Source organism: Paenibacillus sp. FSL R5-0623 (assembly GCF_037974265.1).
Lineage (GTDB): Bacteria > Bacillota > Bacilli > Paenibacillales > Paenibacillaceae > Paenibacillus.
On the sequence record NZ_CP150233.1, the window covers coordinates 1,281,322 to 1,303,676 of the forward strand.

The following is a 22,355-nucleotide window of genomic DNA, read 5'->3' on the forward strand; positions in this document are numbered from 1 at the left end:
TATAAATCGACTTAAATGTGAAATTCATTTTATCTCAAGAAGGTGACGTGACAAACGGTGGCGAATGATAAATGAGAGAATCTAAGAAAGGGAAAATTAGAACTTTGAGGTGCTGTGAATGAAAAATGTGCCCAAAGCTATCGTCATCTTATGGATGAGTGTATTGATTATTCTAGGCATGCCACATGGGATAGTCTTTGCAACTACAGGAGTGGTTCAGCAACCTGTATCCATCACAGGATGGGAAGTAAAATGGGGGAACGTCGACGATCAAGGGTTCATCAGTGAGGTTAAGGGAGCAGACGAGATATGGGAAAAACAGGGCAGCGATAAGTTAGAGTATAGCAATACGGATCGATCGAATTCTTTATGGACTCGCCTGACCATTCCTGAGTTGAGTGAGGAAAGTTCAGCCATTCGATTTGAGAACATTAAAGGCAATCATATTGTAGTTTATCTGGAAGACCGCAAAGTCTACGAGAACTACCATTACAATTATGATAATAATGCTGTGTTGCTGCCCTTATCCAGCGAAAATTCAGGTGACACGCTCTATGTATGGTCGCAAAATGAAAAAGGCCGTCTGGGGATACAAGGTACTGTTCAGGTTGGACCTTATGCCGCGTTACAGGAGAAATATATTCATAATGGACTTATTGATGTAATTTTGGGCGCGACCTTTGTCTTCACAGCGATTACGATGCTGAGTTGTACGTTCTTTCTTGGCAAATTCCATAAGGGATTATGGATCTCGCTATGCATCGTGATGGGTTCCATCGGCACGATGATCATCACGTACTCGCAATTTTTGTATACGTTCTATCAGGTATATGGTGACCTGTATTCCGTAGTATTTGATCTGGCGATGCTGCTGGGTATGCCAGCGCTATGTTATTTTTTTGAACAGATTATCGGGCCAGGACTGCATGGAATCTTCACCAAACTGCGAAAAATACTATTCATATATTCAGTTATCGCTGTGTTCTCTTTATTTATCTATGTTACTTCAGGTGGGCAATGGGAGATCCTCTACAATCTACTCGTACAGCGTGTGGTTGGTATTGTGCTGGTCATTCTGCTAACAATCCTGTTGGTTGGTACCATCGCCAAAGCGCTGCAACGAAATCGGGAAGCTATGCTGCTTGCGACAGGATTTGGTACATTTGCCTTGATCAGTGTGGCTGAACTGTTGTGGTATTATCAGCGGAGTGGGACGTATCATCTGTTATGGTGGAAATGGTCCATGGTTGCATTTGTGATCTCGTTGATTGCCATTCTCGGAAGCCGTTTTGCCGAAAAACATACTAAAGTTCTAGAGTATTCCAAGGAACTGGAGTTGTTCAACAATGAGTTGCAGCGATCCGAAAAGATGGAGATTATTAGCGAACTGGCTGCTTCCGTTGCCCATGAAGTACGTAATCCACTTCAGGTGACAAGAGGCTTCCTGCAACTTATGACGGAACAGGAAGACAACAAAAATAAGGGGTATGTGCGAATTGCACTGGAAGAACTTGATCGGGCTTCGGGCATCATAACGGATTTTCTTACCTTTGCCAAACCTGAGTTTGACCATATTATCTCGCTCAATATCTCGGATGAGTTCAATCATATTGAAGGCATTCTTGTACCGATGGCTAATCTGGAAGGTGGTAAAATCACCACTGACATTCCGCCAGATCTATATATTCGAGGCAATTCCTCGAAGTTCAAGCAGGCTTTTATCAATATTATCAAGAACAGTATTGAAGCTCTGCAGGGACAAGGTCAGATTGATATCTGGGCGTACAAGCAGGATGGAATGATTAAGGTGCATGTCAGGGATAACGGAGAAGGAATGGATGAGGAAGCACTCTCCCGGTTGGGCGAGCCTTATTTCTCCAATAAAATCAAAGGCACAGGCCTGGGCATGATGGTGACATTCCGAATTGTTGAAGCGATGCAAGGACAGATCAGCTTTACAAGCACCAAAGGGGTAGGAACAGAAGCGGTTGTATCTTTTGCCGAGTTCGTCGATTGACGAACTCACAGAAGGATACAGCGGCTTTTTTGTTCCTACCCCTGATTTCTTACATTACCAATAACTCACCCGGTTTAACTTCTCCAAGGTCCGCAATTCACATCATAATTTACTTTGGAAGGATTGGGAGGTATGACAAGCACATAGTCATTCTGCTGCTCCTCAACAGTACGTACCTGAATGTGCTCCGGAATTACGATGCCGAACGCTTCACGAAGCGCCTGCTTCGGATTGGAGTGCAATTGTTGTCTGAAGTGCTCGTCAGTCCAAGCCTTTTCAATAATATCCTCATGCAACGTTTTCTCTGATACCATCATCGTCAACATTCCCTTCATATTTAAAATTAAACTGAATCAGCTTAGTCCTTATGCTCAGAATCCCAACTGTTGCTCGCTAATCCAGTGATGAAACCCGCCTTGGAGAAGCTGTTTCTTCCGTTGTGTAATGTCCTGAACAGCTTGTACTAAAGTGCTGCATAAATAAGAATTAAACGCCTCAAGATGCGATATTCCTAAGTTAGACGATGTTAGTATACGATTATAGTGATAAGCAATGTCTACGTAAGAGTTCATGAGTTGTGTATTGTATACATTGTCATGTATACGTTCGCTTAGAGGATGAACTGGATAGTTGTGATTCAGTGCTGCGGATATGTGGGAGAGGTAGCTGTTGTAGTTTCCATGCACAGCATCTTGTTGCGTGTCTGTGAAGTCATCGGTCATCTGGAGAGTCATGAGTGTGATGTTGATGGCAGAACACACCGGGATGATCCGGTCGGACTGATTCAGCAGAAGGAGTGCACCAGTAGCTCCAATGAGGAGAGGGGCAGCCTTTTGCGCAATCAACAAGGGATTCTGCTGGAAATAATCAATGGAATGCTCACCCGTAACACTCAAGGCCCAATCCACTACATATTGTCTGAAATAGACCCAGAACGTGGAGGAAGGATTGAATAATACCGAGTAAGATTGAAGTGCATCCATGTAATATAGATTACCCAGGGATAACTTCAATGTGGCATTCTCCGGTTGTTCATCCATCACGTCGTCCTGATTCAGAAAATATAACATGTGAATGAGACAGGCTGTACTTAATTGGTGTGCTTTCTCTGGGGGTAGTTTATCTGAGTGTTGCATCCAAAGTGGAATGATGTACCCGATGTAGCTGTGTCCCGAATCTCGTAACAGCGGATTAACCGAACGAAGCTGCTCTAATGCATGTCCTGATAAAGGTTCGGGATATTCCCGTACGCGTTGTTCCGCTGAAGCAAACACAACCTCCAGATCAGATCTAAACGGATCTAACCAATCTCTCCGCATTGTTACATCTCGTCCTTCCTGCGATAAGGTGATTCAGGACTGTTTAACTATATTAGTTGAAATAATCATTTACACGATAAACGGAGAGGACAGAAAAAACCTGAAAAAGCGAAGCGTTCGCCTTTATCACCGGATTTTCCCTTGAAAAAGGAAATCGAAAAAATCTGGGGATAACAGCGATTGGAAGGTTGTTCTGTCAGCGTAGTGTCAGTGTAAATAATATGTAGTTCAACTGATATAGATCATGAAGTTACATTCATTATAGCGGAAATAAACTGAAAAAAATAGGATTTTTTGTGATCAATTGTGAGAAAAATGATGACTTTTTGTATTTTATGGCATAAAAAAGTGGATTTTAGGCTCAAACTAGGAAGGCACAGGATTTCGACATCGGAAAGGCGGCAGAAAAATGAATTTGAAATGGAAAACATGGATGGCAGCCGGATTGGCAGCCGTAGTCATAACAGCAGCAACAGGGCATGTAGCATTCGCTGATTCAACGTTTCGGGCTGAGGAACATGAAGATGCGTCAAAAGTTTCTTCCTCCGGCAAACCAGCGAAGCCATGCATGCAGGCAGGACACGGTCTGTTCATGATTGGTGAGACGGCAGACTTGCTTGGGATTGGACTTCGGGATCTGAAAGAACAGATGGAACTTGGCAAGACGTTGTCCCAGATTGCGAAAGAGCGTAAGGGACTTAGTGAGGAGCAGTTATTGCAGAAGTTGAAGCCTACACTGGCACAGCGTCTGGATCAAGCCGTAGAAGAAGGTTGTCTCACCAAGGAACAAGCTGCAGCCACGAAGGCAGACATGGATACCAAGTTGAAAAAGGTTATTAATACCCCGCTGCGTGATTTGCGGCGTGAATTTGCCCACCATGGCAAACGTTCCATGGTAGATAAGGGCGAAATTGCCCGGTTTATTGGAGTGACCCCTGCTCAACTGCACGAGCAGCTTCAGGGAGGGAAATCCCTAGCTGAGATTGCTCAGGCAAAAGGCATTAGCGAAACGCAGCTGGTGGACAAGCTGAAGGAACAATTAACGGGTGATCTGAAGAAATTTGTGAATCAGAAAGGCAACGTGCATCCAGCCCCGGGTCCCCAGGAACCTGTTCCTGGACGATCAACTTCGAGCGAAGTGAAATAAAGAAGAGCGTCTCCGGGAGGGACGCTCTTCTTTATTTTTAAAACGGCTCACTCGTTCCCGGACTGCGAGTTGGGCTGAGTGACGGAGTTCGCTCAGGTGAATTTATTTTGTCCATAGCAGCTGATGAATGGGAGGTTAAACGTGGTTTGCGTATTAACCCTACGGTGAAGCGGGAGCCAGGAAGCTTGGACAGCGCCCAACTGATTGCAAGAGCAATACCAACGGTTACAAGGAATGATAGCAACGTTACAGGCAGATGCCATCCACTGAGTTGAAGCGGTCTGGTTATATAAGCGATCGCGTAGATCACCAGTGCATGAACCAGATATCCACCAAATGAATAGCGGCCAATCCAGGCTAACAGGCGCTGAAACCGTGTATCTTTGCCCTGCATCAGTACAAGGAAACCATATATCATAAACATCTGAGCCATGATGATCAGAAATGTGGTTGGTTTCAGATAGGTCGAGATATTCAGATTAACAACATCCCCGGACCCACGCAGCACATCGTATCCAAGCCAAATATACATCCCTATGAACAGACAGATCGTCCATGGCAGCACCTTGGTGGTCCAACTCCTCCAGCTATCCACTGACCAGGCACATACGGCACCCAGTAAAAAGTAGAACCAGTACATAGCCCATGAATAGGAGCGATATTGCAGCAACGTTGACCAAGGCTCAGACATGGATTCTGTCCAACCACCCATATTATAGTAGGACCATTGCATAAGCAGAGCATATAGTGCTGCTGCAAAGAGAATTAGCCCCATAATGACTTGCATGGGCGTGAAACGTGAGGCGTTCTGGATACGTCTTTGAATGGCTTTTGCTCCTGTCCAGAACAGGGGGAACAGAATATAGAACTGAAACACCATAATGACAAACCAGAGATGATATCCCGTCTGTGGTACAAAGAGTTCACGAACAAGACTGCGCAAATCGGGTATGCCTGCACGCCAGAACGCGGGGGTGAAGATACGGACAGCAAGCCAATAGATGAGTGTCCATACGACAAACGGCATATAGATATCGCCAAATCGCTTTCGAATGAAGCGAGGATATTCCGGTTTGGTGTTACGGTGATGGTAAAACAACAGTACACCCGATAAAAATACAAACGTTGGCGTACCAAATCGGGTCAGATGATAAATCATGGTCAGCATAATGGAATCCGGTTGTTCAATATCGGCGCGATAGATATACTCAGCGATACTATGCTGCATGACGATTGCCAGAAAGGCAATGCCCCGCAGTTCGGTCCATTCCGCTATTCGCGGTTTTTTCACATTGTAATCCTCCCTCCAGGAACCGGAGTTCATCCTATAAGGGTAGCTGTTAAACATTAAGACTGCATTAAATGGAGAAAATAGGTACTAAAAGAGACGGCTTTGGCCGTCTTTTCTGTTGATATATCTCATGCTTGTTTTAGTTCTCTTCCTCTGATGATGGGGTCTCTGAGGACGCGGCATCTTCTTCAAACCGTTTCTGAATGTACGACTGAAGTTTGGTTACATCAACACCCAGCACCTGAGCTGAGCCGACCAGTTCATTGGTGAGCAGCTTGTTCGGTGGAATCTGCTGCTGATCAATATCGTTCACATGGATATCGAAGCCAAGTGATGCGAGTTTTAACATCTGGGTTGGACTGAGGTCTGTCTCAATATAGGGAGCGATCGCTTCCAGGATATCCGGGATTTTGAAAAGTGACGTAGTGCTCTGCATTTTCTTGGCCAGCTCGGTCATGAAGATCCGCTGCCGTTCGGTGCGCGTAAAATCCGAGGTGGCATCATGCCGGAACCGAACATATTGCAGGGCGGTCTTGCCGTCCATATGTTGCAATCCTTTTTTTAAGTCAATGTCGTACATATGTTTATCTGCTTTACTGGTGTAATACATGTCTTTCTCCACATCGATCTCAATACCGCCTACCGCATCAACAAGTGCCATGAAACCTGTAAAGTCTGTGTAGACATAATGCTGGATGGGAATACCGAGCAGATCACTTACGGTTTGTTTGGTCAACTCCGCACCCCCGTAGGAAAAGGCTGCATTAAGTCTGCTTTTGCCATGCCCGGGAATGGCGACATAGGTATCTCGCAGTACGGAGAATAGATGGGCTTTTTTGGTGACCGGATCAATGGAAGCGACCATGACCGAGTCTGAGCGTCCTGAATCATCTCCTCTTGAGTCTCCACCAAGGAGCAGAATGTTCACCCGTTCCTGGCCCTCCCATCTTGGAATCGTTGTCGTTGGTGTGTCTGAATCGCTGTCTGTGTCGGAAGAGGACGAGTTGGATGAAGTCCCGGAAGCAGTGGAGATGCTATTGGCAAAATGAACAATCGAATATCCGTAATAGACAATGACACCTGTAACTGCAAGTGCCAAGGTCAGGGCTGTACCCCATAACCATTTTTTAAGCATAATCTTCACCTTTCTATAATTGAACTGATATGTAACCCAAACTAGTTTAACAAAAAGAAAGGTAAATGTCCTCTTTGATTTCGTAACTTCGGTCAAATGTCAGATTGTTTGACAAATAGTTAGTGTATATTTATTATGTAAAAAATAATCTTGTTTTGTGTAATGGGGGTATTAAAAGCCAGTTATGAATCAATCACTATTTAATTGGATTAATCAGTATGCAGACCAAATACCGTTTCTGGACTGGTTTATGATCACATCATCCGAGTATGCGGTTTGGGTCATGATCGCACTGCTCGTTATCGTATGGTTTCTCGGCGATCCATCGAAACAACGAATTGTTTTTTATGCCTGTGTGGCTTCCATTGTAGCGCTAGTTCTGGCTAAATGGGGGATATCACCAGCGGTCGGTCATCCAAGACCTTTTGTGGAAGGGACCGTGCATCAGCTGATTGCTCATGTACCTGATCCTTCTTTTCCAAGTAAACACGCTTCCTTTGTATTTGCTCTAGCGGCTGCTTCATTCTTTATTGGACGTCGCTTCGGGTTATGGATGTTGTTACTCGCTGTGTTGACAGGGGTGTCGCGGGTATATGTTGGTGTACATTATCCAGGAGATATTCTGGGAGGATTCATTCTCGGAAGTCTGCTTAGTGTGGTTCTGATTACAACACGCAATTATACCAAGTCGATTCCCGACTTTTTCATTAACATACACCGACGTGTTTTCCAGTAATGTCTGATAAACAATGTCTAGTGAAGTGGTGGTAGTCTCATTGAATGAAAGAAGCCTCTTAATCTCTGGTTCTGCCAAAGATGGGAGGCTTCTTTTGTGTTATGTTCGAAGTTACATGAAATTTAGAGAAATTGAATTCTAACATCTACAATTCATGACTACAGGTGACGATATACTATAAATATGTATTATTTGAGGAGTGGGACACATGGAAGACACGCGGGGAAACATGTTGGGGAAATTGAAGTTAACGATTCGAGGCAAGTTACTGACTGGTTTTCTCATAGTCGTAGCTTTGTTGATTATTGTAAGCAGCTATGCGCTAATTCAGATCCATGAAATGTCAAACAAAGCTAATGATGTGGATCAGACCTGGATGCCGAGTGTGAGCCTCTTGGGCTTGATGAATGGTGACATCTCAGACGTAGAACGATTGGCGCTGGCGATCATCGTTGAGCAGAACGAAGATGAAACAGCTAAGTTAAATGAAGCATTACAGCTGCTGCTTAACAAGATGGAGGATGAGCGTAAACAGCTGCTAACGTTCATTGAGAGCAATGATGAAGCGATGAAGCTCTACAATGATTTCAGTACGAATTATGATGCTTATGTGGCGAAAATGCCAGCATTTATCGAATTTGGTTTGAAGAACAATTATGAAGAGTCCAGTCGTTTACATACAGAGGCTTACCCGATGTGGTACACAGCAAACGACTCTATCACCAAGTTAATCACTTTAGGTAATGAAGGATCAGACGCGGCAACAAATGAATCGGTTGTGATGGCCGAGAATACATTTAATGTGATTTTGGCAGTGACGATTTTTGCCTTCCTGGTTGCGATATTCATTGCATTCTTCATTGCAAGCATCATCTCGCGTCCAATCAAAAAGATGAATGAAGCGGCCATGGCTATTGCCAATGGTGATCTGACGGGTGAAACGATTGTGCTCAAGAACAAAGACGAATTGGGAACGCTTGCGGCTTCTTTCAATACCATGAGTGGCAATTTGCGCTCCATGATTGAATCGGTATCGATGACTTCCGAACAGGTAGCTGCTTCATCGGAGGAGCTTCTTGCAAGTGCAGAGCAAAATACTCAAGCCTCGGAACAGATCTCCCAAACAGTCGAGGAATTGGCTGTAGGTACATCTGATCAAGTTGATATTGTGAAGCGTTCTTCACAGGCGATGAATGAGATGGCTCTTGGATCGGAGCAGATTGCCGAGCTTGCTCAGAGTGTATCCGTATCTGCTGTGGATGCGGCGAATCAGTCATCCGAAGGAAATATGATTATTCAGCAAGCGGTTGAACAGATGGGTTCTGTTCGAAATTCCATTGCTTCGCTGACCGAATTGGTTACAGGGCTGGGGGAACGTTCAGCAGAGATTGGAACCATTACCGAGGTAATCAACAACATTGCCCGGCAGACCAATCTGCTTGCACTGAATGCAGCCATTGAAGCCGCACGAGCAGGAGAGCATGGACGTGGTTTCGCCGTAGTTGCGGGAGAAGTGCGGAAGCTCGCTGAGGAATCTTCCACATCTGCGCAAAGAATTACGGATCTCGTTCAATTGATTCAGAAAGATACGGATCATGCTGTTCAGGCAGTTAAAGTGAACAGCAGTGAGACAGAGTCAGGAATCGAGATGGTTACTGCGGCAGGACAAGCGTTCGAACAGATCTCGGATGCAGTCAACAAAGTAGCGGGTGAAATCCAGGAAGTATCTGCAGGTTCAGAAGAAATGTCAGCGAGTACAACTGAGGTTGTAGGCTATGTAAGCCAGATCTCCAACATCGCCGGAGAGGCAGCGGGCGGGGTTCATAATGTATCTGCTGCAACTCAGCAGCAGTTGGCTTCCATGGAAGAGATCGCTTCATCCGCAGGTTCATTATCTAAAATGGCGGAAGAACTGCAGGAGCAAATTAACAAGTTCAAAGTGTAACTAATGAGATGTTCCGATACTTAAGGTGTACAGGAGCATAATGATGGTCAGAATGCCATTTGATTTGTACTGTTGATGATAACAAGGGTGAGAAGCTGTTTCTCTAACGCGCATATGTGTTAGAGAAACAGTTTTTTTTGTCGCATGACGCAGAGCAGGTCACAACAATGTTATTTCAGAAGTCACCAACGCTTATATAGCTAGTGAAACAAACGGCTATAATGGTAATTAATGGTGGAACTTACACTGAAATACACCATGGGGAGGAGCGATAAAAAACTTGCAGTTCAGAGTAATGCATACGGAATATTGATGAAGAGGAGATGAATAGTTGAACATGAAGGGGAGCTGGTGGAGACGAGTCGCTGTGATCGCGTTATCGGCAGGACTACTGGCAGGGAGTTTATCGATGGGCACAGGAATTCGTAAGGCGGATGCGGCCGCTGGAAATCAGAACTATGCTGAAGCACTGCAAAAGGCCATTTACTTCTATGAAGCACAGCGTTCGGGCCCGTTGCCAGCCAGTAATCGGGTCGAATGGCGTGGTAATTCTGGCATGCAGGATGGGGCTGATGTAGGCGTTGATCTGACCGGAGGATGGTATGATGCCGGAGATCACGTGAAATTTGGCTTTCCGATGGCTGCTTCCGCAACGATGCTCGCCTGGTCTGTCGTGGAATACGGCGACGGTTATGAACAGGCCGGACAACTGGAGGAGATCAAGGATAATATCCGATGGGCAACCGACTATTTTATGAAAGCGCATACGAAACCTAATGAATTGTGGGGACAAGTCGGAGCCGGGAATACTGACCATGCCTGGTGGGGACCGGCAGAAGTCATGCAGATGAACCGCCCTTCGTTCAAGATCGATGCTACATGCCCGGGCAGTGATCTGGCGGCAGAAACGGCTGCAGCGCTGGCAGCGTCTTCGATTGTATTTGCAGATGATGATCCGGCATATTCGGCTAGACTGCTCCAACATGCGAAAGAGCTGTACAACTTCGCAGACACATATCGGGGGGAATACACCGATTGTATCACGGATGCCGCAGCGTTTTATAACTCGTGGACAGGATACGAAGACGAGCTGGCATGGGGAGGAGCATGGCTTTACTTAGCTACTAATGATAGCGCTTACTTGTCCAAAGCCATTGCAGCTACGGACCGGTGGTCTTCTAGCGGAGGCTCAGCCAATTGGCCGTATACCTGGACACAAGGTTGGGACAGTAAACATTATGGTGCCCAGATTCTGCTTGCCCGTATTACGTCCAGTTTGAACATGCCGGAGGCGACGAGATTTATTCAGTCGACTGAGCGCAATCTGGATTATTGGACGGTTGGAGTCAATGGGACACGAGTTAAGTATACGCCAGGAGGTCTGGCGTGGCTGGATCAGTGGGGATCGCTCCGATATGCAGCGAATGCATCCTTTATTTCTTTTGTATACTCCGACTGGGTCAGTGATCCTGTGAAAAAGTCAAGATATCAGGATTTTGCTGTCTCACAGATGAATTATATTCTGGGCGATAATCCGCGTCAGAGCAGTTATGTGGTCGGATATGGGCAAAATGCACCTCAACATCCGCATCATCGGACTGCTCACGGTTCATGGCTGAATAACGAAGATATCCCGGCTAACCATCGCCACATTCTGTATGGTGCCATGGTCGGTGGACCGGATGCATCGGATGGATATACCGATGATATCGGGGATTACGTGAGTAATGAGGTCGCAACCGATTACAATGCTGGTTTTACCGGCGCACTGGCAAAGATGAATTTGCTGTTTGGTCAGAATCATCAGCCCCTTGCGAACTTCCCTGCACCTGAGGTGAAGGGAGATGAGTTCTATGTGGAGGCTGCGATCAAATCATCAGGTGCCAATTATACGGAAATCAGAGCACAGCTTAATAATCGTTCCGCTTGGCCTGCCCGAATGGGAGATCAACTGTCTTTTAAGTATTTCCTGGATTTGAGTGAAGTGTATGCTGCCGGACGTACGGTATCGGACGTGCAAGTGACAACCTCCTATACGGAGGGGGCGACGGTATCCCAACCAGTTGTGGTGAATGCAGCCCAGCATATCTATGCCATTACGGCGAACTTCGGAAATACCAAGATCTATCCAGGTGGGGAAGGGAATTATCGTAAAGAAGTACAGTTCCGCATTACAGGCCCACAGGGTGCATGGAATGCCAGCAATGATCATTCGTTCCAGACGCTGACCACAGGCACCCCTGTGAAGAGCATATACCTTCCAGTCTATGATGCAGGGGTGAAGGTGTATGGACAGGAGCCTGGTGTTACACCAGTCACGGTTCCAGGCGCACCTGCTGGCGTGCAGGCTGTGGCGGGAAGCAGTCAGGTTAACCTGACCTGGGCTGCTGTATCCGGGGCCGAGTCGTATACGGTAAAGCGTTCCGAGGTGAGTGGAGGACCATATACAACTGTTGCAACAGGTGTTAATGGATTGACCTATACAAACACGGGACTGACCAACGGGACAGCTTATTATTATGTAGTGATTGCTGTGAATTCAGCAGGGGAATCACCGGGTTCTGTGCAGGTGTCGGCTACCCCGCAAGCAGCTTCGACGGTGCCGGGAGCACTGACTTTAAGTGGGACAGCTGGTAATGGGCAGTCGGTCCTGACTTGGACAGTAGCCTCGGGCGCGACTAGCTATAAGGTACAACGTTCGGTGGCAGGCGGGACATATGCAGATGTGGCAACCGGATTGTCCGTGTTGACTTACACCGATACAACAGCGCTGAATGGCACCACGTACAATTACCGGATTGCAGCCGTGAATGCGAACGGACAGACACTGTCCAATGTCCTGACACTGACGCCTTCTGCATCTCCGGTGACGACCGGTACACTCGAAGTACAGTACCGCAGCGAAGGGTCCGGGAATTCAAATAATGCGGTGACTCCACAGTTCAACGTGAAGAATACCGGAACACAAGCGATTGATCTCAGTACCGTGAAGATCCGATATTATTTCACCAAGGATGGTGCGGATCAAATGACTTTCTGGTGTGATTATGCCGAGATGGGCACGGCCAATGTTGAAGGTACATTTGTGGCAGTGAATCCGGCGAAGGGTACCGCAGATACGTATCTGGAGATCAGCTTCAAGTCGGGAGCAGGCAGTTTGGCCGCTGGAGCAGAGACCGGCGTGATTCAAGCACGCTTTTCCAAAAATAACTGGAGCAATTTCGATCAAAGTAATGATTATTCCTATGATGCTTCCAAGACGGCTTTTGCCGCATGGAACAAGGTAACCGGGTATGAGGGAAACACCAAAGTATGGGGTTTGGAGCCGTAACTAGCTCAAGATCATTGGCCGAAGAAGAGCAGCATGGGCAGACCAACAGCGTTTATATTCAATTTCCACTATTCCAGGGAGGTATATATTAATGTTGAAATCAGCTGCGAAGAAAAGTTTAACAGCCATGCTGGCGGGAACCGTCATGTTGACTGGATACACCGGACTTTGGGCAGGGCCGCAGACGGCACATGCCGCAGATCAGGCCATCGAGATTCAGGCAGACACCATTAATGAAGCCCGGTTTCTGCAATTGTATGATCAGTTGAAGGATCCGGCGAACGGATATTTTTCTCCAGAGGGTCTACCGTATCATTCCATTGAGACCCTGCTCAGTGAGGCCCCGGATTATGGTCATATGACGACATCTGAGGCATACAGTTACTGGCTGTGGTTGGAAACCATGTATGGTCACTACACGGGAGATTGGTCCCAATTGGAAGCAGCTTGGGACAGTATGGAGAAATACATTATTCCGGTCAACGAAGGTGACGGCAAGGAAGAGCAGCCTACGATGAGTTCATACAACCCGAACAGCCCTGCAACATACGCATCGGAAAAACCTTTTCCTGATCAATATCCATCGGCACTTAATGGTCAATATGCAGCGGGTAAAGACCCGATTGATGCCGAACTTAAGGCGACCTATGGTGACAATCAGACCTATCTCATGCACTGGCTGGTCGATGTGGATGACTGGTATGGATATGGAAACCTGTTGAATCCATCACATACAGCTACCTATGTGAACACGTTCCAGCGTGGGGAGCAGGAGTCTGTGTGGGAAGCCATTCCGCATCCATCCCAGGATGATAAATCTTTTGGTAAGGCAAACGAAGGATTCATGAGCTTGTTCACAAAGGAAAATCAGGTACCGTCAGCGCAATGGCGTTACACCAACGCAACGGATGCCGATGCGCGTGCTGTACAGGTACTGTATTGGGCGAAGGAGATGGGCTACAACAATCCGGAATATCTGGATAAAGCAAAGAAGATGGGGGACTATCTGCGCTATGGCATGTATGATAAATACTTCCAGAAAATTGGAAGTGCAAAGAGTGGTACACCAACTCCAGGAACAGGCAAGGATTCCAATATGTATCTCATGGCTTGGTATACGTCTTGGGGCGGTGGCTTGGGTCAAGGTGGGGATTGGGCTTGGCGCATTGGAGCAAGCCATACCCATCAGGCTTATCAAAACCCGGTTGCAGCGTATGCCTTGTCTGACCCGGCAGGCGGCTTGATTCCGGAATCAGCAACAGCGAAGGCAGATTGGAATGCGACGCTGAAACGTCAGTTGGAATTCTATACTTGGCTACAATCTCATGAAGGAGCTATCGGCGGGGGAGCAACGAACAGTCTGGATGGTTCATACAAAGCCTATCCGGCAGGCGTAAGTACATTCTATGACATGGCTTATCAGGAGGCACCTGTATATCGTGATCCAGATTCCAACACCTGGTTTGGATTCCAGGCATGGCCGCTGGAGCGTGTAGCCGAGATGTACTATATTCTTGCGGAGAGCGGTGATTTGACCTCTGAGAACTTCCAGATGGCCAAGAAGGTGATCACGAAGTGGATCGACTGGAGTAAGGATTATGTATTTGTAGGTGAGCGTCCGGTGACGGATGCGCAAGGCTATTATCTGAATGCGGCTGGACAGCGCATTTTGGGTGGAACTAATGTTCAGGTAGCAACAACGCCGGCTCCGGGAGAGTTCTGGATTCCGGGTGGTCAGGAATGGCAGGGTCAACCGGACAAATGGAATGGATTCAGTTCGTTTACGGAAAATCCAAACTTCCGTGTAACGACCAAAGATCCAGTGCAGGACACAGGAGTTCTGGGAAGTTACGTTAAAGCTCTGACCTTCTTCGCAGCGGGAACACAGGCAGAGAACGGTACACTTAGCGCGGAAGGCCAAGAAGCCAAGGATTTGGCTGAGGCTTTGCTGGATACAGCTTGGGACTACAATGATGGTGTGGGGATTGTTACGGAAGAAGAACGTAAAGACTACTTCCGCTTCTTTGCCAAAGAGATCTATATCCCGGCGAACTGGTCTGGAACCTTTGGTCAAGGTAATACAATTCCAGGTACAGCAGGTGTACCTTCCGATCCGGCAAAAGGTGGCAATGGCGTATACATTGGATACTCCGATCTGCGTCCGGCCATTAAGCAAGATCCGGCATGGGCTTACCTGGATAATCTGTACAAAACGTCATATAACACAACCACGAAACAGTGGGAAAACGGTGCACCTACCTTTACGTATCACCGGTTCTGGTCACAGGTGGATATGGCTACAGCGTACGGCGAGTATGATCGTCTCCTCGGAGATTCCGATAGTCCGGAAGTGGAAGTACCCGCTGCTCCTGCTGGCGTAACAGCAACTGGAGGAAGTGAGCAAGTGGTTCTGAATTGGAACGCAGCCGCTGGTGCAGTCTCGTATACTGTGAAACGTGCAGCGGTGGATGGTGGTCCTTATACGTCTGTAGCGACAGGGATCACAGGATCGACATTCACAGATACAGGCTTGACCAACGGTACAACGTATTATTATGTCATCACTGCGGTGAATGCCGTAGGTGAGTCTGCACCGTCGACACAGGCATCTGCAACACCACTCGCAGGTACCGTTGTGCCAGGCGTATTCAACCTTACTGGAACGGCTGGCAATGCCCAGGCGGTACTGACATGGACCGCATCAGCTGGAGCAGCGAGTTATAAGGTACAACGTTCGGTAGGCACCGGGGCATATGCTGATCTGGCAACAGGTTTGACCGCACTGACGTATACCGACGCTACAGCGGTGAATGGTACGGCTTATAATTATAGAGTCGTAGCCATGAATACGAGTGGTCAGACGAATTCAAATGTATTGGTGTTGACCCCATTGGCACCTCCAGTTACAACGGGAACACTTGAAGTACAATACCGTAATGGTAGTTCAGGAACTTCGGTCAATGCAATTACTCCACAATTTAATGTGAAGAATACAGGTACAACTGCTGTGGACTTGAGCAAAGTGAAGATCCGGTATTATTTCACCAAGGATAGTGCCGCTGATCTGAGCTTCTGGTGTGATTATGCACAGATTGGCAGCGGTAACGTGGAAGGGCATTTTGTTTCGATAGATCCGGCCAAGGGCACGGCAGATACGTATCTGGAGATTGAATTTAAAGCAGGTGCCGGCAGTTTGGCCGCAGGTGCCGAAACCGGAATCATCCAGGGACGTTTCTCGAAAAACAACTGGACGAATTTTGATCAAACCAATGATTATTCCTTTGATTCCACCCAAACGGCCTTCAGTGCCTGGACGAAAGTGACAGCTTATCAGGATGGCGCCAAGGTATGGGGAATTGAACCTTAAATGAGTTGATCGACCAGCTGTAGAGTGATGTTACTCATCATACAGGTTAAGCCGGGGAGAAATCCCTGGCTTTTCTTTTTTTATGGAAAAGCACAAATATGAAATAATCAAACGGACACTGCCGATAAATCGATCCGTATTGAGGTTGGAGGCAAAAATGTGAATTCGGGGAACGGTAATCGGCAAATGAATCATAGTAATGTTTACCATATTTGCGATTTTAAACATTAAAAACTAGGTCATATGGCATATACACTGAATGAGAAACGGCCTAGCTCTTGTATCGCAGAAAAATCAAGCACATCAAATAGTTACAATAATTTAACCTTTCAAAAAGAAGGGATCAGCAGTGAATTTTTCCAGTAGATGATGGACAAACCCTGATACTTAGTGCTCAAGTTCGCCTACATCAATACAGGACTTTTGACTGATGAACGTTATGGATAGCCCGTTTACAATGGGGCAAGCCCGGGAGAACCAAGCCAGGTTAAAATTCTGTAACATCAGGGGGAACTCGACATCATGAACTGGAAAAAAACGATTATTACGGCAAGTGTCACAGCAACGATGCTGATGGGAAGTCTGACGACAGGAGCACTAACGGCACAGGTATCGGCAGCTGCTGTTAACAATTCACAAGTAAAAGTAATTTGGGGCGTAAACCTACGCACAACACCTTCTTCTTCTGCGAAGATTGTTCGCTTGGTCGCTAAAGGGGAAACGGTAACGGTGCTTCAGCAATCCGGTTCGGATTGGTATAAGATTAAGGATTCTGCTAACCGGACAGGCTACATATCTTCTTCATCCAAATACACACAAGCGATTAGTGGCGGCACAAGCGGATCGGGTTCGAATAGTGGTACATCGGTGACCGGCAATGCGTCTGTAGAAAAAGTGATTGCAGCGGGAATGAAATATTTGGGGACACCTTATGAGTTCGGAGCCAGTCGTAACAGCACAGCTACTTTTGACTGTTCCAGCTTTGTACGCCAGGCCTTCATTGATGCACTTGGCATCAAGCTTCCAGCGGATTCCCGCAAACAGGGAGACTATGTAAAAGCCAAGGGTACAGTTCAGACGAACTGGAAAAACCTGAAACGCGGCGATCTGATGTATTTCATGTCGTATAAAGGCAACTCTGCATCATCGTATTCGGGCGTGAATAAATCTAGAGCAACCATTACGCACACAGGGATTTACCTGGGTAACGGCAAGGTATTACATACGTATTCCAACGCTGGCGGTGGTGTAACAACTAGTGATATCTCCGGCAAACACTGGGAGTATCGCTTCCTGTTTGGTGGCAGTGCGCTGTAGGTTAGAACAAGAACTTTCTTAAATAATCCACGCATGTTCATATGCATACAAAACACCTCCCATTCTGCCTTTGACAGGCGAGTGGGAGGTGTTTTGGTGTTATTTATTATTTTGAAAAACTCAATCGTGATAGTACAGTCGGAACAGGATATCCTGATTGTAGTTGCCGAATCCCTCGCCATATAAGGTAAGCCCGCCTACATGCTGAGCATCTTCCTCCACCGAAAGACGAAGAGTCCATTGGTTGCGTTCGACCGGGATATCTGCGAGTGTAATGTCGGATAGATGTTGTCCATCAATAAACGTACCCTCATTGGTAATTCGCAGTACCTTGAGCATGCCGTACTGATTGACACTGTCACTCCACCATTCCGGGGTGAACATGCCACGTCCGTTGCCTGAATCTCCAGGGCTTGTCCATTCCCCTAATCGGATGCCATTCAGCATGAATGTAATATCCGAGGGCCAATTCGGATTCACCGAAGGGGCTTCTGATCCGATCTCAAGGGACAATTCAATCGCATTGATCTGTTGTCCGGATAAAATATAGTTTGGAATTTTGTACTCCACAAATCCACGGCCAAACCATAGAATATGGGCATGCATCCGCTCAGGATCGAGAAAATAACGAGGGTCATCATACTGTCCGATAACATGATTGGACGTAGCCAGACCACATGTCGGATAGACATCAAAGTGGGTGTAGTGTCCCACAGGTACAGAAACTTCGTGCAGCTTGCGGGCTGTGCCACTTTCCTGCGGCATGGAGATGCCAATCCAGTCTACAGCAAGGCTGTTCATTTTATGTGTGCCGCCGTCTTTACGTATCATTTTGGACTGAATAATGCCCACATCCTGAAGTTTGCGGACATGCATGGTCACGATGGCACTACTCAAACCCAGTGAAGCAGCGAGGTCCTTCACATTCATGGGTGTCTCTGCAACAAGGCGGATGATCTGTAAACGGACTTCACTGGCAAGTGCTTCATATAGGGGAAGCCATTCGGCATCGGTATTTGCTCTAATCACAATTGTTCCTCCAATTTTCGTGTAAGTATAGAATTAAGTTAAACATAAATCCAGCCAAAATAATAACATTTTGCAAAGTTCCTGTTGAAATTAAGGCTATAATCGATTTTAATATAAATATGAACGTTGATCCATAGAATATCAATTAATTTTTATATTAATCTAAGGGAGTTGAAATTCATTATGGAAAAAGCAAAAATGACGGTAGACAAAGATTTTACAATTGGCGTAATTGATAAGCGTTTATACGGTTCGTTCATTGAGCATCTCGGACGTGCCGTGTACGGTGGAATATATGAGCCAGGACATCCATCTGCGAACGAACAGGGTTTTCGCACGGATGTGCTGGAGATGGTCAAAGAGTTGAATGTACCGATTGTACGTTATCCTGGAGGTAATTTTGTATCCGGTTACAATTGGGAAGATTCGGTTGGACCTGTGTCAGAACGCAAACGCAGACTTGAACTGGCTTGGAGAACGATTGAAACCAATGAATTTGGCTTCAACGAATTCGTGGATTGGGCGAAACAGGCCAATTCCGAAGTGATGATGGCGGTCAATCTGGGAACACGGGGTACGGATGCAGCTCGTAATATTGTGGAATACAGCAACCATCCGGAAGGTTCGTATTATAGTGATCTTCGCATCAAGCATGGTTATAAAGAGCCTCATGCGATCAAAACATGGTGTCTGGGCAACGAGATGGATGGCCCTTGGCAGATTGGTCACAAAACGGCAGAAGAGTATGGACGGTTAGCTGTGGAAGCGGCAAAAGTCATGAAGTGGACAGACCCGACGATTGAGTTGGTAGCCTGCGGAAGTTCGAACCTGAACATGCCATCGTTCCCGGAATGGGAAGCAACGGTGCTGGATCATACGTATGATCACGTGGAGTATCTGTCCTTACATCAATACTACGGCAACCAGGAGCAAGATACGCCAACGTTCCTCGCACGCTCGCTTGAAATGGATCGCTTTATCGATACGGTGAAGGCGACCTGTGATTATATCAAAGCGAAGAAGCGCAGCAAGAAGACGATGTATCTGTCCTTTGACGAGTGGAATGTATGGTATCACTCCAATGAAAATGATTCGAAGATGGACCCTTGGCAGATTGCTCCGCCACAGCTCGAGGATATCTATAACCACGAGGATGCACTGCTTGTTGGATGTATGTTGATCAGTATGCTCAAACATGCGGATCGGGTTAAAATGGCCTGTCTGGCACAACTCGTTAACGTGATTGCGCCGATCATGACAGATACGGGCGGTGGTTCATGGAGACAGACAATCTTCTATCCATTCATGCATACGTCTCTCTTCGGACGTGGAACAGCATTGGTGCCATTGATCCAGTCTCCGAAATACGATACAAAACAAATCACAGATGTACCTTATCTGGAAGCTATTGCAGTGCATAACGAAGAGCAGGGTGAAGTGACTGTATTTGCAGTCAACCGCCATCTGGAAGAATCCCTTCCGCTCGAAGTGGACTTGCGCAGCTTCGGGAAGTGTACCGTGATTGAGCACATCGTGCTGGAAAGTGATGATCTCAAAGCATCGAATACGGCAGCACAACCAAACCGTGTTGCTCCTCATAATCGCGGGGGTGCAGTTATATCCGATACCCTGATTACGGCGAGCTTGGCGAAAGCATCATGGAACGTAATCCGTTTGAAAGTCCAGTAATGGATCTGCGTGCTTCTTGAATCAAAAAGAGCTGGGTGCGAGTTCATCGCATCCAGCTTTTTTCGTCACGTGCTACGGTCTCACTTACGCTTTAAACTCAAAACTTTCGCCGTCACGTGGAATGAGCACCTGACCATCCAACTGCTCGGATGCCAGATAAGTCGCAAGGTCCGTGCGAGACACCACACAATGGTTAATTGCATCCATGTGCACCGCGATGACATGAGCAGATGGTGCATGGCGTTTCACGGCTGCAACGTCTGGCCCGTCCATTGTAATGGGATCACCCTCTACGAAGCGAGCTCCTCCGGCGTTTAGGACAATGACTTCAGGGCTATATTGGCGAATAGCCTCGGCGGGTTCTTCACACCAGATGGTATCCCCGGCAATGTACGTGACAGGTTCTCCATCTGCTTCAAGTACGAAGCCGGACACCTTTCCCATACGTTCGCCGATTTCACCCGTACCATGACGCCCGGAAGTACGTGCGAATCGGACAGAATGATGCTCATGCTTCTCATCTACAGCGGTTACATCCGTGAATCCAGCCTCCAGAAATACGTTCTCGTCCCCAGGCTGGCAGATCAGCGGGATGTCCTTGCGAAATTGCTTCGCTACTGCTTCATCCCAGTGGTCCAGATGGGTGTGTGTGACAATCAACAGATCCGGATTCAGATAATTTGTTTCGATTTCAGGCAGACCGACTCTCGGGTTACGCAGCTCATTCGGTGTGTTTGGAAATGCAGGCATGACTTCAGCATCCATCAACATCGGATCAACGAGGATATTCAGCCCTCCGAATTCCAGCCAGAGTGTAGCATGGCGAATCAATTGAATTTTCATTATATTTGCACTCCTTCAGGTTGTTTAATAGTATTACCCTATATGGTATACAACCCGTTTGACGTCGTACATAACATGATGAATGGAAACAGGTTGCACTAATTTCACGGTGAAAGGATTGCTGAAGCTAATGAATGAAACGATAGATCACACAGATATACGCATTCTGCAGATCCTGATCCGGGATGCCAAGCGTTCTCATAAAGAAATTGGTGAAGAGGTGCATCTTACAGGGCAGGCTGTTGGTGCAAGGGTGCGTAAGTTGCAAGATCTGGGTGTAATCGAAGGGTACACGGTAAAATGGAACCCCGAACGTATAGGTCTCGGTCTACAGGCTTTTGTCACGGTTTTTCTGAACTCCGGCGACAGACATACCGCCTTTCGTGCATTTACTGCCGAACGTGAGGACATCGTTGAAGTCCACCGTGTGAGCGGGGAAGGCTGTTATCTGATGAGAGTGCAGACCGGCACCACAGAGCAGCTTGGTCAACTGCTGGAAGCATTACTTCCTTACGGCAATTACAAAGTCAGCCTGTCCATAGGTGTAGAGAAATCACAGTGATGTGTGGGAAGCTTGTCCTCATCCATCCCGATGCTCAACGATCCTGCTGCTGTTCCTGTAAAGCCTGCTGAAGCAAAGTCACTGCCTGATTCAGCTCTTTTTTGCTGAGCAGGTGATCGGTCTGAACGTGAGATCGCGTGCCGTCCTTCAGGTACAGGACGAGCATGGGTGAGGTGGATAGTAGCCACTTACTACGGGCGGGTGAGGCGAGTTCAACTTTACGAATAAGGCTCCAAGGAATCTTCCGTTTGCCCGTGCTCAACGCATCATCATCCCAAGACAACAAAACAGTGGGAGTTCTAGTTAGTCGAGACAGGAACATGAAGAACAATGGCCCGATCAACCACATACCCAGCACGGCTGCAATGGAATAGTATATGGTCTCCAGTCTTTCGGCTTGTCCGTCCACGATGATCCATAATAAGCTCACGCACAAGAGAAGGAACAGGAAGCATAAACTTCCTTTCCATAGGGCTGTGCTGCGTCGGTAACGAATCTGCTGATGGTCACGCTTGGGTGTTTCGGGTTGTTGCATAGATGTTCCTCCTAATTAACAATGCTGATCAATATGCCAAACGTGCCGCCTGCATAAGCAGAGCGGCATGTTCAACGTTCTGTATTTACTAT

General features: G+C 46.9%; 16 protein-coding genes. 9 read left to right on the forward strand and 7 right to left on the reverse strand.

The window, feature by feature from the left end; translation table 11 throughout:
- Positions 1–118 precede the first annotated feature (118 nt).
- Positions 119–2,017 carry a HAMP domain-containing sensor histidine kinase gene (locus MKY92_RS05755; RefSeq protein WP_339299616.1) on the forward strand — a complete coding sequence of 633 codons (1,899 nt, stop codon included), beginning with the start codon at positions 119–121 and terminating at the stop codon, positions 2,015–2,017.
- Positions 2,018–2,091: 74 nt separating this feature from the next.
- Here MKY92_RS05755 and MKY92_RS05760 read toward each other — a convergent pair whose 3' ends face one another.
- Complete coding sequence (locus MKY92_RS05760; protein WP_091015589.1) at positions 2,092–2,334, reverse strand: NHLP leader peptide family RiPP precursor; 243 nt, start codon at positions 2,332–2,334, stop codon at positions 2,092–2,094.
- Positions 2,335–2,388: 54 nt separating this feature from the next.
- Positions 2,389–3,336: a hypothetical protein gene (locus tag MKY92_RS05765; RefSeq protein WP_339299617.1), complete on the reverse strand. Its 948-nt coding sequence runs from the start codon at positions 3,334–3,336 to the stop codon at positions 2,389–2,391.
- 409 nt (positions 3,337–3,745) lie between these two features.
- Between MKY92_RS05765 and MKY92_RS05770 the strand changes: the two genes are divergently transcribed.
- Entirely contained in the window at positions 3,746–4,483 is a 738-nt protein-coding gene (locus MKY92_RS05770) for a hypothetical protein (RefSeq protein ID WP_339299619.1), read from the forward strand.
- Positions 4,484–4,520: 37 nt separating this feature from the next.
- On the opposite strand, the gene MKY92_RS05775 is transcribed toward MKY92_RS05770, so the two are convergent.
- Positions 4,521–5,774: an acyltransferase gene (locus MKY92_RS05775; RefSeq protein WP_339299621.1), complete on the reverse strand. Its 1,254-nt coding sequence runs from the start codon at positions 5,772–5,774 to the stop codon at positions 4,521–4,523.
- A gap of 139 nt (positions 5,775–5,913) precedes the next feature.
- Positions 5,914–6,909: an LCP family protein gene (locus MKY92_RS05780; protein ID WP_339299623.1), complete on the reverse strand. Its 996-nt coding sequence runs from the start codon at positions 6,907–6,909 to the stop codon at positions 5,914–5,916.
- Between the two features lie 184 nt (positions 6,910–7,093).
- Between MKY92_RS05780 and MKY92_RS05785 the strand changes: the two genes are divergently transcribed.
- The 5 genes from MKY92_RS05785 to MKY92_RS05805 all read left to right on the forward strand — a co-directional run bounded on the left by MKY92_RS05785 (position 7,094) and on the right by MKY92_RS05805 (position 17,605).
- Positions 7,094–7,645 carry an undecaprenyl-diphosphatase gene (locus MKY92_RS05785; protein WP_339299625.1) on the forward strand — a complete coding sequence of 184 codons (552 nt, stop codon included), beginning with the start codon at positions 7,094–7,096 and terminating at the stop codon, positions 7,643–7,645.
- Positions 7,646–7,853: 208 nt separating this feature from the next.
- Positions 7,854–9,590: a methyl-accepting chemotaxis protein gene (locus tag MKY92_RS05790; RefSeq protein ID WP_339299626.1), complete on the forward strand. Its 1,737-nt coding sequence runs from the start codon at positions 7,854–7,856 to the stop codon at positions 9,588–9,590.
- 337 nt (positions 9,591–9,927) lie between these two features.
- Complete coding sequence (locus MKY92_RS05795; protein WP_339301708.1) at positions 9,928–12,921, forward strand: glycoside hydrolase family 9 protein; 2,994 nt, start codon at positions 9,928–9,930, stop codon at positions 12,919–12,921.
- Positions 12,922–13,012: 91 nt separating this feature from the next.
- Positions 13,013–16,288: a glycoside hydrolase family 48 protein gene (locus MKY92_RS05800; RefSeq protein WP_339299627.1), complete on the forward strand. Its 3,276-nt coding sequence runs from the start codon at positions 13,013–13,015 to the stop codon at positions 16,286–16,288.
- A 522-nt stretch (positions 16,289–16,810) separates the two neighbouring features.
- On the forward strand, positions 16,811–17,605 hold the full coding sequence (locus tag MKY92_RS05805; protein ID WP_339299629.1) for an SH3 domain-containing C40 family peptidase: 795 nt from the start codon (positions 16,811–16,813) through the stop codon (positions 17,603–17,605).
- A gap of 120 nt (positions 17,606–17,725) precedes the next feature.
- Here MKY92_RS05805 and MKY92_RS05810 read toward each other — a convergent pair whose 3' ends face one another.
- A complete protein-coding gene (locus MKY92_RS05810; protein ID WP_082218994.1) occupies positions 17,726–18,634 on the reverse strand; it encodes an ArsR family transcriptional regulator in 909 nt (302 codons plus the stop codon).
- Positions 18,635–18,817: 183 nt separating this feature from the next.
- Here MKY92_RS05810 and MKY92_RS05815 point away from each other — a divergent pair, with 183 nt between their 5' ends.
- On the forward strand, positions 18,818–20,323 hold the full coding sequence (locus MKY92_RS05815; RefSeq protein WP_339299631.1) for an alpha-N-arabinofuranosidase: 1,506 nt from the start codon (positions 18,818–18,820) through the stop codon (positions 20,321–20,323).
- Positions 20,324–20,407: 84 nt separating this feature from the next.
- On the opposite strand, the gene MKY92_RS05820 is transcribed toward MKY92_RS05815, so the two are convergent.
- A complete protein-coding gene (locus tag MKY92_RS05820) occupies positions 20,408–21,166 on the reverse strand; it encodes an MBL fold metallo-hydrolase (protein WP_339299632.1) in 759 nt (252 codons plus the stop codon).
- Between the two features lie 130 nt (positions 21,167–21,296).
- On the opposite strand from MKY92_RS05820, the gene MKY92_RS05825 reads away from it, so the two are divergent.
- Positions 21,297–21,728: an Lrp/AsnC family transcriptional regulator gene (locus MKY92_RS05825; protein WP_339299634.1), complete on the forward strand. Its 432-nt coding sequence runs from the start codon at positions 21,297–21,299 to the stop codon at positions 21,726–21,728.
- Positions 21,729–21,762: 34 nt separating this feature from the next.
- On the opposite strand, the gene MKY92_RS05830 is transcribed toward MKY92_RS05825, so the two are convergent.
- The gene (locus tag MKY92_RS05830; RefSeq protein ID WP_339299636.1) at positions 21,763–22,263 is read right to left on the reverse strand and encodes a hypothetical protein; all 501 of its coding nucleotides are present in this window, start codon (positions 22,261–22,263) and stop codon (positions 21,763–21,765) included.
- Between the last annotated feature and the right edge of the window lie 92 nt (positions 22,264–22,355).